This is a genomic window from Desulfosalsimonas sp. (assembly GCF_055149105.1).
Map to the genome: position 1 here is coordinate 45433 of NZ_JBSRLA010000015.1, position 15164 is coordinate 60596.

Annotated in this window: 15 protein-coding genes; 9 read left to right on the forward strand and 6 right to left on the reverse strand. The window is 55.1% G+C overall.

The window, feature by feature from the left end; all coding sequences use genetic code 11:
• Nucleotide 1: 1 nt before the first annotated feature.
• Nucleotides 2-1771: an adenine deaminase C-terminal domain-containing protein gene (locus ACTCIA_RS05580; RefSeq protein WP_463000812.1), complete on the forward strand. Its 1770-nt coding sequence runs from the start codon at nt 2-4 to the stop codon at nt 1769-1771.
• A 23-nt stretch (nt 1772-1794) separates the two neighbouring features.
• Here ACTCIA_RS05580 and ACTCIA_RS05585 read toward each other — a convergent pair whose 3' ends face one another.
• On the reverse strand, nt 1795-2574 hold the full coding sequence (locus tag ACTCIA_RS05585) for an endonuclease/exonuclease/phosphatase family protein (protein WP_463000813.1): 780 nt from the start codon (nt 2572-2574) through the stop codon (nt 1795-1797).
• 62 nt (nt 2575-2636) lie between these two features.
• On the reverse strand, nt 2637-3014 hold the full coding sequence (locus ACTCIA_RS05590) for a DUF6165 family protein (RefSeq protein WP_463000814.1): 378 nt from the start codon (nt 3012-3014) through the stop codon (nt 2637-2639).
• Between the two features lie 161 nt (nt 3015-3175).
• Between ACTCIA_RS05590 and ACTCIA_RS05595 the strand changes: the two genes are divergently transcribed.
• Nucleotides 3176-4234, forward strand: a complete 1059-nt coding sequence (locus tag ACTCIA_RS05595; RefSeq protein WP_463000815.1) for a glycosyltransferase family 9 protein — start codon at nt 3176-3178, stop codon at nt 4232-4234.
• Entirely contained in the window at nt 4231-4917 is a 687-nt protein-coding gene (locus tag ACTCIA_RS05600; protein WP_463000816.1) for a lipopolysaccharide kinase InaA family protein, read from the forward strand. The genes ACTCIA_RS05595 and ACTCIA_RS05600 overlap by 4 nt, the downstream gene beginning before the upstream one ends.
• A 96-nt stretch (nt 4918-5013) precedes the next feature.
• Here ACTCIA_RS05600 and ACTCIA_RS05605 read toward each other — a convergent pair whose 3' ends face one another.
• The 4 genes from ACTCIA_RS05605 to ACTCIA_RS05620 all read right to left on the reverse strand — a co-directional run bounded on the left by ACTCIA_RS05605 (nt 5014) and on the right by ACTCIA_RS05620 (nt 8641).
• Nucleotides 5014-5301 carry a PxxKW family cysteine-rich protein gene (locus ACTCIA_RS05605; protein WP_463000817.1) on the reverse strand — a complete coding sequence of 96 codons (288 nt, stop codon included), beginning with the start codon at nt 5299-5301 and terminating at the stop codon, nt 5014-5016.
• Between the two features lie 141 nt (nt 5302-5442).
• Entirely contained in the window at nt 5443-6219 is a 777-nt protein-coding gene (locus tag ACTCIA_RS05610; protein ID WP_463000818.1) for an acyl-CoA dehydratase activase, read from the reverse strand.
• A 34-nt stretch (nt 6220-6253) separates the two neighbouring features.
• Nucleotides 6254-7492: a 2-hydroxyacyl-CoA dehydratase subunit D gene (locus ACTCIA_RS05615; protein WP_463000819.1), complete on the reverse strand. Its 1239-nt coding sequence runs from the start codon at nt 7490-7492 to the stop codon at nt 6254-6256.
• A 24-nt stretch (nt 7493-7516) separates the two neighbouring features.
• Nucleotides 7517-8641: a 2-hydroxyacyl-CoA dehydratase subunit D gene (locus tag ACTCIA_RS05620; RefSeq protein WP_463000820.1), complete on the reverse strand. Its 1125-nt coding sequence runs from the start codon at nt 8639-8641 to the stop codon at nt 7517-7519.
• Between the two features lie 540 nt (nt 8642-9181).
• On the opposite strand from ACTCIA_RS05620, the gene ACTCIA_RS05625 reads away from it, so the two are divergent.
• The 6 genes from ACTCIA_RS05625 (at nt 9182) to ACTCIA_RS05650 (ending at nt 15044) form a co-directional block, all read left to right on the forward strand.
• Nucleotides 9182-9772: a hypothetical protein gene (locus ACTCIA_RS05625; protein WP_463000821.1), complete on the forward strand. Its 591-nt coding sequence runs from the start codon at nt 9182-9184 to the stop codon at nt 9770-9772.
• Between the two features lie 23 nt (nt 9773-9795).
• Nucleotides 9796-11070 carry a radical SAM protein gene (locus tag ACTCIA_RS05630; protein ID WP_463000822.1) on the forward strand — a complete coding sequence of 425 codons (1275 nt, stop codon included), beginning with the start codon at nt 9796-9798 and terminating at the stop codon, nt 11068-11070.
• A 196-nt stretch (nt 11071-11266) separates the two neighbouring features.
• A complete protein-coding gene (locus ACTCIA_RS05635) occupies nt 11267-11878 on the forward strand; it encodes a cytidylate kinase-like family protein (protein WP_463000823.1) in 612 nt (203 codons plus the stop codon).
• A 358-nt stretch (nt 11879-12236) separates the two neighbouring features.
• Nucleotides 12237-12638, forward strand: a complete 402-nt coding sequence (locus ACTCIA_RS05640; protein ID WP_463000826.1) for an ASKHA domain-containing protein — start codon at nt 12237-12239, stop codon at nt 12636-12638.
• A gap of 68 nt (nt 12639-12706) precedes the next feature.
• The gene (locus ACTCIA_RS05645) at nt 12707-12928 is read left to right on the forward strand and encodes a hypothetical protein (RefSeq protein WP_463000824.1); all 222 of its coding nucleotides are present in this window, start codon (nt 12707-12709) and stop codon (nt 12926-12928) included.
• A complete protein-coding gene (locus tag ACTCIA_RS05650; RefSeq protein WP_463000825.1) occupies nt 12894-15044 on the forward strand; it encodes a TonB-dependent receptor in 2151 nt (716 codons plus the stop codon). The genes ACTCIA_RS05645 and ACTCIA_RS05650 overlap by 35 nt, the downstream gene beginning before the upstream one ends.
• Nucleotides 15045-15164: the final 120 nt, after the last annotated feature.

The window sequence follows — 15164 nt, forward strand, 5'->3', positions numbered from 1 at the left end:
GATGGACGCATTCACAAACGACAGCTTCGGCGAGACAGCATCCCGGCTCATGGATGCGGCCCTGGGAAAAATCCCGGCGGACCTGGTTGTGATCAATGCCCGGGTGCTAAACGTGTTTACCGGCGAATTGCCGGAAAACTGCGGAATTTGCGTCAAGGACGGCAAAATCGCCTACGTGGGCCCGGGCGTGGAAAAAATGGCGGATGCGGATACCCGCGTCATTGACGCCGGCGGCATGACCGTGATTCCCGGATTTATTGACGGCCATACCCACATGGCCGCATCCCTGGTCCCGGAGGAATTTCTCAAATATGCCATGACCGGGGGCACCACCACCATTGTCACGGAAGTCTTTGAGGGCTATTTTGCCGCCGGCCTGGCCGGGGTCACCGACTACCTGGCCGCCTGCAGTGAACAACCCATCAAGATCTTTGCCACCGCCCCGGCCATGGTGTCCATCAGCAGCCTCTCGGCCGGAATTGACACAGAAGACCTGCAGGCCCTGCTTTCCCGGCCCGAGATTCTGGGCATGGGCGAGGCTTACTGGCAGGAGGTGCTCCAGCATCCGGAGCGCTACATGGCGGCGTTTGAAATGGTGCGCAAATCCGGCAAAACCCTGGAGGGCCACACAGCCGGAGCCAGCGAGCAGAAACTGGCGGCCTATCTGGCCGCCGGCATATCATCCTGTCATGAACCCATTTCCGCAGAAGAAGCCCTGTCCCGGCTGCGCCAGGGTCTTTGCGTGATGATCCGCGAAGGCAGCGTGCGAAAAGACCTGGAAGCCGTATCCGAGATCCGGCACAAAAACATCGACCTGCGCCGGGCCGCCCTGGTCTCAGACGGCATCACCCCCGAGGCTTTGAGCCGGTCCGGCTACATGGAAACCCTTGTGCAAAAAGCCATTGACCTGGGCTTTGCCCCTGTGGACGCCATCCGCATGGCCACCTTAAACGTGGCCGAACACTTCCGAATGGATCTGCAGATCGGTTCCGTGGCCCCGGGCCGGGATGCGGATTTTCTGCTCATACCCGATATTTCCACCATTCGGGCCCGGTGCGTGGTCTCCCGGGGACAGGTCATTGCGGAAAACGGCAAACTGCTCGTTTCCCCAAGGCCCCACGTGTTTTCCCAAACCGCTTACAACACCATGCGACTGCCAAGGGACCTGGATGCGGCCGACTTTGCGGTCACCGCCCCGGATTCGGGACCCGTCCAGCGCATCCGGGTCATGGAAATGGTCACAGACCTTGTCACCCGGGAAAAAATCATGGACCTGCCCGTGGCCAACGGCGGAATTGCGGCAGATCCGGAAAACGATATTGCCAAGGCAGCGGCTGTCAACTTCCGCCAGGACCCGGGAAGGTGCTTTACCGGGCTGGTAAAGGGATTTGGCATAACGGCCGGGGCAATGGCGGCAAGCGGCGCCTGGGACACCTCGGATCTTGTGGCCGTGGGGGTCAATGACGCGGACATGGCCGCTGCAATCAACCGGGTCAGTCACAACAGCGGCGGCATTGTTGCGGTAAAACACGGCCGGGTGATCGGTGAACTGGCCCTGCCCGTTCTCGGGGTCATGACAGAACAGCCCATGGCCGACATCATCGAAGCCAACCGCGAAATCAAATCCGCTGCAAAATCCCTTGGAATTGCCTTTCCCGATCCGGTGCTGAGCCTTTTGACCCTTACCGGGGCGGCCATCCCGTTTATCCGGATCTGCGAGCAGGGGCTGGTGGATTTGAAAACCGGTCAACGCCTTGACCTGTTTGCATAAAACCGCCCCGGCAGCGGAACGTTTTATGCACTCAGGCGCAAATCCGCCATGTACGGGAAATGATCCGACGGGTAAAACCCGTCTTCCTGGTATTTTATGATCCGGACATGATCAACCGAAAATTCTTTGCTTGCCAGTATCCAGTCGATGCGGCTTTTTTGGGGAATACCGGTAAACCCGTGGCTGGTGAAACTGTCCGGGCCGCAGCCCCCGCCTGACTGCTGCCAGGTATCTTTCAGGCCAACCGCCGGGTCTGTCAGGATCTGGTGGACATCGGCTTCGGGCTCCTCGTTGAAATCGCCCATGACCAGCCTGGGCAAACCGGTGCGTCCGGCCTGCTCCGCAATGATCTTTGCCTGGTGAAACCTGGCCTGTTTGCCGATGTGATCCAGGTGGGTGACAACCGCACAAATGTTTCGGCCTTCATCCTCCCGGCAGGCAAGCTCGGCATAGCTCATCATCCGGGGAAAAGCGCTGTCCCAGTCCTTGCTCATGTAAACATCCGGGGTCTTTGACAGCCAGAGGTCCCTGCCTCCCGTGATCTCAAACCGGTCTTTGCGCACAAACAGGGTCGGGCACTGGGCCTTTTGGTCTTCCTGGCGGCCGGGCATGTGGATCCGGTAATCCGGAAGGTTGTCTGCCAGGTACATGAGCTGATCCCATTTCCCCTCCTGGGTGCCCAGGATGTCCGGGGCATGCTTTTCAATGACCCGCACGACCATGGCCCTTCTGCACTCCCAGGCATTTTGCCCGTCCCGGTCGTTTTCAAACCGCAGATTAAACGTCATCACCCGCAAATTCATCTGATTCCCCGTCGTTTTTGTCCGGATGGCGTACGCCGCATTTCATGATGCATAAAACCGGATCATTCATAGGACTGATAACTTTTTTCCTCCACCAGCTCGGATCCGCAGGCAAGGTTGATTTCCCGCTTGACCGCAGCGCGCTTATCATTGTTGAAGTAAACGCTTCTGGCAAGGGAGATGAATTCATCATCAAAGGATTTGGTCCGCTCCTTTTCCCGGATGGCATCCTCGATATCCCACAGCCGGCCGTTGATCTCATAGAGCTGCAGGTATTGGGGGCTTGTCTCGTCAACGCCCGCAGCCGCCATGGCCGTTTTGAGCAGAGCAAATTCCCTGTTGATATTGCGCAGTTTTTCCGGATCATGAATCCGCTCGGACTTGATGTGGACAATGGTGGCCTTGTCCACCAGTTCACCCACAGAGACCTCAACCTTCATTGCTGTTCCTTTCCGCACAAACGGTGCATATGGGACAAATCCATTGATTTTTTAAGGCAAACCATATAGTGTAGCCCAACTGATTTCAAGTCCAATCTCACTGAAAAAAAAGGCGTTGTCCGGCAATTCCGGGCCGGGGCTGCCCCTTTGACGCATAAAAAATGCTTGAACCCGCACCTGAAAAAATCTGTCTGATCCGCACCTCTGCCGTGGGCGACACGGTACATGCCCTGGCTTTGGCCAACGGACTGAAACAAGGTTTTCCCAATGCCAGCCTGACATGGGTGCTGCAGACCATTCCCTATGAAATGGTCATGCACCAGCCGTGCGTGGATCGGTTTATCACCTTTGACCGCAAAACCGGTCCGGCAGGCTGGCGGAAACTCATCGCGGATCTTCGCCAACAGCGCTTTGACCTGGCCGTGATCCCGCAGGTCAGCGCCAAAGTCAGCCTGATCGCCCTGTTTACCCCGGCAAAAATCAAGCTCGGATTTGACTGGCACCGGTCCCGGGAACTGCACTGGCTGGCCACAAATCACCATATTCCCGGCCGCCGCCCTATGGGGCATGTGCAGGACCAGTTTTTCGAATTTCTGGAATACCTGGGGATCGGCAACTTTACAAAAACCTGGGATTTCTGTTTTACCCCGGAGGAGCGCAGATGGCAGAAGGCCTATTTTGACCGCATTGACCACCCGGTTGCCGGCTTTGTCATTGCCACGGCCCACCGGCAAAAGGAATGGGCCCCGGCCTGCTACGCCCGGGTCATGGACGCGGTCAAATCCCGCCTGGGCCTTGAGCCGGTGATGATCGGCGGACCCAGCGCCCGGGAAAAACAGATTGCAGAAGAAATTACCGCCCATTGCAAATGCCGGCCTGTCATTGCCCTGGAAAAACCCATCCGCCGCACCATGATGCAGCTTCAGGGCTGCCGCCTGGTGGTGTCCCCGGATACCGGACCTTTACACATTGCCGTGGCAATGGGGGTTCCCACCATCGGGCTCTATGGATACTCCAACCCCAGGCGCTGCGGCCCCTACCGGTTCCATGACCTCTTGATCGACCACTACAACGATCCGGATGCACAACACGCGCCGATTACCCGCAAAACCAAGCCGGGCCGGATGGAAACCATCACCCCGGAAGAAGTGATTGAAAAAATACAATACTGCCTCACAGCCTACCCGGAGCCGGAAAATCTGCCGGAGGGGGCCAAATGATAACACTTCAGCGCCACCGGGGATATCGGTTCGGCTCAGGCCGGGGCCTGACCCGCCCGCAGATGGACCGGCTGGCAGAGTATTTTCAAATGCCGCCGCAAAACCCACAGGGCCGGCTCGGCGGGAGAACGGCTGTTCAAACCCCGGAGATCAAAGGCCTGGGCAAGGTGGTCATAAAGGCCTACTTCAGAGGCGGGCTGCCGGGCCGGGTCATTGAAAAAACCTACCTGGGCATCGGCCCGTGCCGGGGCCGGGCCGAATTTGAGATGCTAACCCGCATCCGCGCCATGGGCGTGCGGGCACCTGCACCGGTGGCCTTTGCATCCAAAGGGCGATTTTTACAAAACACATGGCTGGTCACCCGGCAGATCGAAAATGCCCGCACCCTTTCGGAACTGGCCATGGCCGATGAAAAAGCCGCAGCGCAGAGCATTTCCGCCGTGGCCGGCCAGGTGCGCAGATTGATTCAAAACCGGATCCTGCACGTGGATCTCCACCCGGGCAATATTTTGGTGAATGACTGCGGCAGGGTTTATATCATTGATTTTGACAAGGCGCTTCAAACAAAGGATGACGCCGCACGGCTGCGCCAGCGCTATGTGCGCAGGTGGCAAAGGGCGGTGATCAAACACGAACTGCCCCTGTTTCTCGATCCGTTGTTCCGCGACAGTCTCGGGGAATAAGAAAAGCGTTTTTTGGGCCGGCGCAAAAAAAATGCGGCGCAAACCGTAAAACTTACCGGCCTGCGCCGCAGGAGGGGATCGCTTGTTAAAATGCGGCTATTTTTTGCCCGCGCCGCGCTTGGAGGCCTTGATGGGGTTGATCTTGGCCGCCTTGGTATCGGCCCCGGCTTTGGACACGTGGGTGGCCAGGTTACAGGTGCCGTTTTTCCACTTTTTTTCCGGCTCCGGACACTTGCTGCAATACCAGCCGGATTCATAGGACACGCTTCGGCCGCAGCCGTTGCAGGACTCAATAATCTGATAGCAGGTACCGCCGTTATAAACACAGCCGTCTGCTGTCATAAAAGCACATTCCATTCCTTTTCGGGTGGTCTGGCAGATCATTTTTCTCTCAACTCCTTTTCTTACATGAAATAACGGCCCCGAAAGGGGCCGGAAATTTTTGACGCACTCATATCTGCCAAGCTTATGACAAATATAAAGAAATTATTTATATAGCAACGGGTTTGTCCTTGTCAAGATTTTTTATTGTTTCTGCATTCGCGCTGCCAGCAGGGCGGCACCAATGGCACCGTTTAACTGGGCATGCGGCGAAACGCGAATTTCAACATGCATTCGGCTTTCCAGGGCCCGGACCACTCCCTGGTTTCGTGCCACCCCGCCTGTCATCATCACCGGCGGAGTGACCCCCACGCGCCGGGCCATGGCCGAAATCCGGGAGGCAACGGATTCATGAATCCCGGCAATCATGTTCTGCCGGCTCTCCCCCCTGGAAATCAGGGAAATCACCTCGGATTCGGCAAAGACAGTACAGATGCTGCTGATGGCCGCCGGGGCGTCAGCCTCGGCCGAAAGCCGGCCAAAATCATCCAGATCCGCTTCCAGTGCCCGGGCCATGACCTCCAGGAATCGGCCCGTGCCTGCTGCGCACTTGTCATTCATGGCAAAATCGATCACCTTGCCGGTGCCATCGATTTTGATCACCTTGCTGTCCTGTCCGCCCACGTCCACCACAAACCGGATTTCCGGATCAATAAAATGCGCGCCCGCACCATGGCAGGTAATCTCGGTGACGGCCTTGTCGGCAAAATCCACGCTGTTTCTGCCGTAGCCCGTGGACACAATCACATCAATGTCATCTCTGCGGATACCGGTTTGGCCCAGAAGGGTTTCAAGCACCGAGTTTCCGGCTTTTGCCGCATGGTATCCTGTAAACTGCAGAGAAGTGCCGGCCAGTTTGCCGTCACGGATCAGCGCCGCCTTGGCGGTTATCGAACCAATATCAATGCCTGCGGTAATCATGCTGCTTTCCATCCCCGGGTGATATGCAGTGAATTCAGGATTTCAGGGTTTCCATAAAGGCGTCAATGCGGGTGTCAATCTGGCTTTCGGAAAAAGCGCGTTCATCGACCATGTCAGCCTCGATGATTAAGGTGGGCACCCCGAGCCGGTCCATGATCATCTGCCGAAGATCATACTGGCCCAGGGAATAGGGCTTGCAGGAACGGTTGGAATGCATCACCATCCCGTCCACGTGGTATTTTTCGATCATATTGGCCACAATATCAAACATCCTGTCAATGGAGATATTGATATACACTTTGGTATAGGTCTCGGCCATGGCTTCCAGAAAGGTCTGCCCGCCCATGTCCGGCAGCATCCCGCTCCAGGCCGAGGTGTAGGTGTCGGCCACCAGGGCCGCGTCATGGGCGGCAAATTTTTCAGACAGCCACCGGGTCTTGTACCACACCGGAAGATTGTCCCACAAAAGCCGGTATCTTTCATCCGGCACCATGGAAACGCCGTCTGCAATGCGCTGGTTTAATTCATCGTGCAGCTGCCGGTAATAATCCACCGCAGTCTGCGTGCCGCGCAGGGTGACAATCAGGGCCAGATGAAAAAAAGCATCAAATGCGGTCATGGGCGCCGGCCGGTGGGCGCAGGTGTCGAGCACGGCCTGCCAGAGCCCGGTGCCCTCCACGGAAAGCCGGCCCACTTCCTCCATGCGGTCATAGTCCATTTTGGTGCCGCAATGGGTCTCGAGAAAACCGATGTATTCGTAAATCTGGGAAAGCACGTATTTGCGGGCGGCATCGGAAAACTCCGTGTGCACAAAGGGCGTGTCCAGGATAAACAGGGGAACGTTGTAATACCGCGCCGCGGTTTCGTACCACTTGAGCACGGTGCCGCAGATATTGTTGCAGCACACCAGCATGTCGGGTTCGGGCAGACCGCCGATGGGCCCGGTTTTTTGCACGCTGTCGGCGATATCCGCCCGGGCATAGGAGCACAGATCCCGGGAATAGCCCATTTCCTCTGCTTTTTCACAAAGCTGCGCCCCCATCTTTGAAGCTCCGATCATGGCCCCGTGGTTTTCCGGGTACACCGGAATCACGTCCATGGCGATCAGGGGCTCAACCGGGCCGCCGCTGGTGATCCAGGCCACTTTTTTGCCCTGCTCCCGGGCGGTTTTGGCATCAATGTAATAATTGGTCATGATCTCCTTCATGCGGGAGACCGCCTGGATTTTGGGCGCTTTTTTTGCCGGATCATGCTTTTTTTGATTATCTGCCATTACTTGTCTCCCATACGCCCCGGGCTAGAGCATATCCACAAAGGTTTCCAAACGGGTGAGCAACTGGCCCCCGGGCGGGGGCTGGTCCTCGATTTCGATAAGCAGGCTCGGAATCTGTGCCGAATCGAGAAACTGCTTCAGGTAAGGGTAGTCAAAAGCGTGGGGATCACAGAATTTAAGCTGGAGAAACACAACCCCGTCTGCCCCCTGCTGCCGGGCCGCATCCACCAGATGCCGGCCCCTGGCGGTGATATCGGCATGCTTGGCCGGGCACACGCTGCGCGAAAGATACCGGTCCGCCACTGCTGCCACGGGATCTTCGGCGTATTCGTCAATGGCGCCCTCAAAATACCGGGCGCCGGTACACAAGTCATCCCATACCACGTCCGCCCCGGCCCGGGCCAGCAGATCATAGACGTCCGGATGGGTGCAGATGCCGCCGGCCAGCATCAGGCGCTTGCGGCCGGTCTGCGCTGCAGCCCCGGCAGAAGAGCCGACCTGATCCAGAAATGCGGTGATTTCACGCAAAAATGCCGCTGGTTCCATGACCATGGCCGCGGTCATGATCCAGTGCACGGCAGAGGGCTCAAACAGCCCGGGATTTTGACTTCTGAGTTCATATACGGCTTTTAATTGCTTTCGGATCTGGTTGTATTCACAAATGGCCGCGTTTATATCCGCATCACGGATTTGTTTGCCAAATGCGGCCTCAAGCTCCCGGCAAAACCCGGAGAGCACATCAATCATATACTGCCGGGCACTTTGCGTATTTAGCTTAACCGGCAACACCGCGTCAAAATGATGGGCAAAACCGGCATTTAACCGCCAGATATCCGACAGTCGCTGAATGGAATCACAGGTATGGGGAAACACCGCTCCATCGAGAAAATCCAGATTCCCCTTTAAGGCGTCCTCCAGGCCGCCGCGCACCAGGGAACAGCAATAGGACTGAAGATGGGTGTCCGCCAGGCTGATTTCCCCCCGGGTGCCAAACAGGCGAAAAGGCAGGATCCCGGCGGCATAAATGAGTTCAACGGGCGCATAGGAACAAAAAAATCCAAGGATGCTGCGGCCGGTTTCCTGTTTTACGCTGCGGCCGTAGCCTGCGGGATCGCGCCAGATGGACTGAAACCTTTCTGCTGAAGTCATGGAGTTTTCCTTATACAAAAATGATGGCACCGTAAAAAGTCTGATTTCAGATGGTGCCGTAAAAAGTTCAAGATCAAGGCTTGCACAATTTCGAAGAATGCAGCGTACTTATCCGTACGTGAAATTCTGAGAAATTGCGCGTAACGCAGATATTGGACTTTTTACGGCGCCATCAAAAATCAAGTCCGGTTTTTTTTGCAAAGTTCAATAATGTGTTTGCCCTGCACAGACATGCCTTGTTCATACCCTTGCGGCCAAAGCCCTGTCAAGGCGAAAAAACGAGCATTCGTTCGTTTTTGGCACTCCTTTTTCCCCCTCACCGGCCAAAAAACCATGTTTTTCGAAACAACTCCGTTCCCAACGAGATCAATCTAAACAATGCCTTCGTAAAATCAATAGAAATCGAAATATTGGCTAACATCCTGGAAATAAAATTAGAATACCCTTGACAAAATAATTAAATTCATTATTTATAGAATGGATTAAGGAAAAAGAAAACATACTATTAACCAATTCAATTGGAACAGAGAAAGGCATCCCATGGATCGGGAGAAAAAAACCAACAGTGAATTTATTATTGATGCATTGCTCACGGGCCGGGACCTGCGGTCTCCGGAAATTACACAGCTGGTCACCGAGCAATCCGGGAAAAGTATCAAAATCCAGGATATTGCCAGTATTCTGGCCAAATTAAGCAATAGCGAGAAATGCGACCTGGGCTTTTTCATCTATAAAAAAAGAAGCGCCAAGGGCTACACCTATCATCTGGTTCCCGAAGCCCTAACCCTTCCGGCAGAAGCGCTTTACGGGCTTACCCGCAAAACCGGAAAGAACCGCTACACTCTTGAACAAACCCTTGCCGATTATCCGGATCTCAAAAAATATGTCAGCTCCGCGCGCCTGAAAAACCGTGAAATCAAACATAACGCCAAAAAACGGCGCAAATCCATGGACAAAACCATTTCCGCCATCCGTCTGCCCAACCAGACGGCCAGCACGCGGCAAAACGAGGATTCCGACCAGGCCATCAAAATGCTGGTTGCCCAGGTTCTGGATGAAATCTCCGAGCAGGGCGGGCTGAACATTAACATCAACCTCAATGTCCGGTTTACCGGCATTGGCGAGGAATGACGGAACTGATCCATTAAAGCCAAATGACAAGCCCTTCTGAACGGAATCAAAAACTGAGCATCGCCCCGGAAAAACAGGGGGCAGCGGAATATATTAAAATCAGCTACCCCCTGCGTTATGGCTGCTACGGCGAAATCCGGACTCCGGCCCATATTTTCGAATTCCAGCCCAACGGCGAGATCCGGACCATCGCCGGCCGGACAGGCGGGTGGCTCACCTCTGCGGAATGGCTCAAGCGCACCGCCGGAAATGACTGGCAGTATTTTTCCGCAGGGGGTTACGCCGGGGCCCTGAACTACACGGGAGAATATTACGTCCCGTGCCTGCCCTACCAGACCAATGCCCTGTTTGGCGCCGACGCCTTTGAAAGACAGGAGGTCAGGGAAGCCTTTGCCGCCTGGCACCGGCTGCGCCGGGACCTGCAGCAACTTGATACAACACGGCTGGCTAAAAAACAAAGCGCATTTGTTCACCGTATCCTGGCAATGAATCCGCAAGTCCTGGAACAACGGGGCCGGCGCCTGCACGAAATCATCGGCGGGCCGGTCACTGTCCTGCCCCCGGACTGCCGACATGTTGAATACGATGTGATCCCGGTGGCCATCTCAAAAGGATGCCTGTATAATTGCCGGTTCTGCCGGGTCAAATCCGGGCGCGGTTTTTCCGTTTACCCGAAGCAGGCCGTTGAAGACCAGCTTCGCGAGCTGGCGCAATTCTACGGTGCCAACCGAATCAACTACAATTCGGTTTTTTTGGGCCAGCATGATGCCCTGCATGCCGGGGCGGATCCGATTTTTTTTGCCGCACGCAGGGCCTGGGATATTCTGGAAATCGGCCGATCGGTCATGAAAAACCCGCGGCTTTTTTTATTCGGCAGCGTGGATTCCATGCTGGCCGCAGACCCTCGCCTTTTTGCCGGCTTAAATGACCTGCCGTTTTACACATATATCAACATAGGCCTGGAATCCGGGGACACAGCCACTTTGTCCGCCCTGGGAAAGCCCCTGAATGCCAAAAAAGTAACAGCCGCTTTTGACCGGATGATGGAAATCAACCAGCAATACGACCGGGTGGAAGTCACTGCCAATTTCGTGATCGGCGCAGACCTGCCCGAATCCCACCTGCCCTCGATTCTGGAACTGACCCGCAGCCGGCTGGCGCATTTTTATGCCAAAGGGGCGGTCTACCTGTCCCCGCTTGAGCATATCGGGGACAAAAACCGGCTGCTGACCCGGTTTAATGAACTGAAAACCCGCTGCCGCCTGCCGGCCTATATTTATCTGATCCAGCGGCTCTGAAAAGAAGTGCCGATTTTGGGGCAAACGCCCGGCTGCAGGCCCGGATAATGCGATAAATGCGTCTGATATTCAGCCGGTTTTCGATTTTCGGGTTTCCATGTGCGCAAACATGTATATATTTATTAAAAGTAAAAACAATGTTCCGGTTTAAGATTAAGGTATTTGAAACAATCACCCGCAAAAAGGAGCCGAGGTTATGACGGTGCTGACCATTTCAAGGCAATTCGGAGCAGGCGGAAAAACCCTGGGAAAAACAGTATCAAAGCGGATGGGCTACACCCTGGCAGACGAAGACCTGGTGCAAATGGTTGCCGAACGCGCCAAAGTCTCCAACGATTGGGTAAAATCCATTGAAAAGGAAGCCGGGGGCTCGCTGCTGCGGTTTATGGACTACATGATCTCCAAAAGCTATGTTGACCGGGTTCTGGCTGAAACCAAAGGATACATTGACGAAAAAATCTATGTAAGTGCCCTGTATGAAATAATCGAAAAAATGGCCGATGAAGGCGACTGCGTGATCATCGGCCGGGGCGGGCAGTATATCCTGCGGGATCATCCCCGTGCCTTCCATATTCTGCTGGTGGGCAGACGCGAAGACCGGGTCCGGTTCATGATGGAAAACTATAATCTCACCCGCAAGCAGGCGGAAACCGCCATAACGGTCCAGGGCAAAAGACGGCGGGCCCTTTATAAAAAATTTGGAAAAGAGGACTATGATCATCCGAGCCTGTATGATCTTGTTTTGAACATGAGCCGGATTTCCATGAAAAAAGCCACAGACCTGACCTGCGATCTGATCCAGGGGTAGGCGCAATTTGGCAAACACATACCGAAGAACTGGCACGCATATTGCTTATTAATTTACAGGTTGAACAACACCTCCTGACTTGTCAACCTCCCTGGATCAGCAGGTGGCCGGGTACTTGGCAGCCCGGCCGCCTGCTGATTTTTTTTTGTGCACAAGGCATGGTGCAAAATATTTCCCTCAAGTATTAACGCTACATAACGTTACATTCGTTATGGTCAGCCTGGCCCCACCTTGCTTGTATCACCACCAAACACGCCCCGGTTAGCCCACAACCCCTGCGCATGAATCCTTTTGCCGGTCCACGCATTAAAAAAATAGCATAGTGCAAATTTTTTAATGCACTGGCATAAATATTGCTATTTGGTGCCCTTACAATAGCAAGGGGGCAGTGTATGCGGGGTTCACGGTGCTGCTCAACCAGATCGGGGTCAGCTTTGACATGATCGACCGGGTGATCATCACCGGCGGTTTCGGCCAGTTTCTCGACATTGACAAATCCGTAACCCTGGGCCTGCTGCCCGACATTGACCGGGAAAAATTCCATTATTACGGAAACTCCAGCATCGGCGGCGCCTACATGGCACTGCTGTCTGCAGAGCACCGGCAATCAGCCGGCGAGATCTGCAATGCCATGACCTACATGGATTTTTCCACAAACACGGCGTTTATGGATGAATTCACATCCGCACTGTTTCTGCCCCACACCAACCTGGAGCAGTTTCCGACCGTGTCGGCAAAAATGCGCGAAACCGCCAACTAGACCGACGGGCGTGCAAAAATCATTGACAGCGCCGGCGGCTTCGGTGTACATGGCCTTGGAATCGCAATATGAAATTGCCCTTGTCAATCTTTCTGATTTTTCATTTACACGAACTTAAAAAACCAAGCCGGGAAGGCTTTGCTCGCTCTGAAGGGCGCTCAGGCCACCCGGCTTTTTTTTATGGTTTTTCAGAAGGAAAGGATCAGGCAATTGAAAATATTACGAATTTTTGCATGGCCCGTAGCGGCTGCGCTAATGACAATTTCAGCGCCGGCGGTTTCCGGCGCTGAGGAGCCGGAGCAGCCGGCTTATCAAATGGAGGAAATCGTGTTTACAGGCGCTCAGATTCCGTCACCCGAGGCTGACACCCAAACCATCCGGATGGAATCGGCCGGCCGGGCCGTGGTCACCACCGTGCCGGATGCCATGGACACGGCCGCGGGCATTGACATCCAGCGCCGGGGCATCCTTACCCCCAAAAACAGCCAGGTGCGCCTGCGGGGGCTGGATGAAAGACGCTCCCAGATTTTGCTAAACGGCCGGCCCTTAAACGGCACCGGGGTCATGGGCGGCTATTTCGTGGACTGGACCGCCCTGTCCACCCAGCAGATTGACACCGTGGACATTACCAAGGGCGCGTTTTCCGCCAAACACGGAAACAGCCTGGGAGGCGCGGTGAGCATGACATCCCAAGCCCCGGACAAGGATTTTGAAGCCCGGATTGCAACCGGTTACAAGCGATACAACACATTTTCCGCAGATGCCTCGGTTTCCGGCCGGCAGGACGCATTTGCTACCAGCTTGTCTGCCGGCCACAAACGCACCAACGGGCACCTGCGAAACAGCGGGGCGGAGCGCACGGATGTTTCCGGCCGTTTTCACTACTTCTGGGGCGATGATGGCGAACTGCAGCTCTCCGTGCGCCACAGCACGGGCGATTACGAGATGCCCGTGGAAAACCGCAAAAACATGGCCGATTATGATTCGGATTTTCCCGAGCATGCCGGCGACTATCTGGCCGGGCCGGGAATCAAATTTCCCGGCAGCGACAGCCACGGCGACCGCAGCTTTTTTCACAAGGAGCGCACAGAGGCGGATTTGCGCGCCCAAAAACAGATCGGTTCCCTGGATTCTGAACTGATCACCTATATCAACTACGAAGACCGCACAGACACCCTCTATTCCCGTCAAACCGGGGAAAAGATCCTGGAACGCGATGCGGTCCCGGACCGGTCCTGGGGCTGGAAAACCAATTTTGCCAGACCAGGAAAAGATCACCAAATCGGATTCGGGGCAGAAGGAAATTATCTGGGATACGGCGGCACGGACAACACCTATAACCGGCCGGGGTATTTTCCCAAGCCACCTGCAGACGGAGATGATGACTGGGATGCCACCCGGTGGCACGGCGTGTACGTGGATGACACCTGGGATGTAAGCCAAAAAACGGATCTTTATACAGGGCTTCGCTATGACGATTACAAGGGCGACCGGACTGTGGATGCGGTGACCGGCTACAATGCCGCAGGCAAGCCCCTGGGTTTTGAGGACCGGGAGGTGGATTTTCACGAAGGGGTGGTTCAGCCGAAACTCGGCCTTGTCCACAGCCTGCAGCCCTGGCTTTCGGTCTACGGCCGGGCCGGCCGGGCCGCCCGGTTTCCGGACAACCCGGCATTTTACTGGTATTATGCGGGATACCAGCCGGAGCTGGATTCCCGGACAAATGTCACCCGAAAGGACCTCACCTATGAAGACGCCATGCAATACGAGGCCGGGGCCGAATACACCGGGCTGAAAAATCTCACTGTGTCGGCCACCGTGTACCACTACAGGGTTAAAGACTATATCCGCTGGATTTTCGGCTATGCCCCCAGCCGGGTGGTTTACAATGTGGACCGGGTGGACTTTACAGGCGCGGAAATCGATGCCGCCGCAACTTTAACAAAGCACATCAGCGCATTTGCCAATTTTGCCTGGCAGGACACGAAAAAACACGGCGATGTCCTGGATGCCAGCAACACGCTTTCCGATTCCCTGCCCGAGCTGCCGGAATACAAGTTTAACTGCGGGCTGTCCTGGCAGCGGCCGGACGGGGCCATGGCCCGGGTCAAACTGCGCTGGGTCGATAAACGGCAGGTGCCCTACATAGTAAATCCAGCCAACTCCGGCGGTGAAAGCAGCCCGGACGGAGCCGCCCGGTTTGCCGACACAACAGCCGAACTGCGGGAAATGGATGATTTTATCACCATGGATTTGTTTTTCAAGTACCCGGTATTTGCGCACCTGGACTGCACCGGCTTTCTCACCGGGGGGATTGAAAACCTCATGGATGAAACGTATCAGGAGGAATATGATTTTCCGGCACCGGGCCGAAGCTTTCACATCGGCGCGGAGCTGGTCTTTTAAACTTGATGGCACCGGAAAAAGTCTCAAATCGGAGATAACCGCCAACCAATAAACAAATAACTTATTGATTTTACTTAACACTTAATCACTTAAAACTTAACACTGCCTGTAAAAAAGACT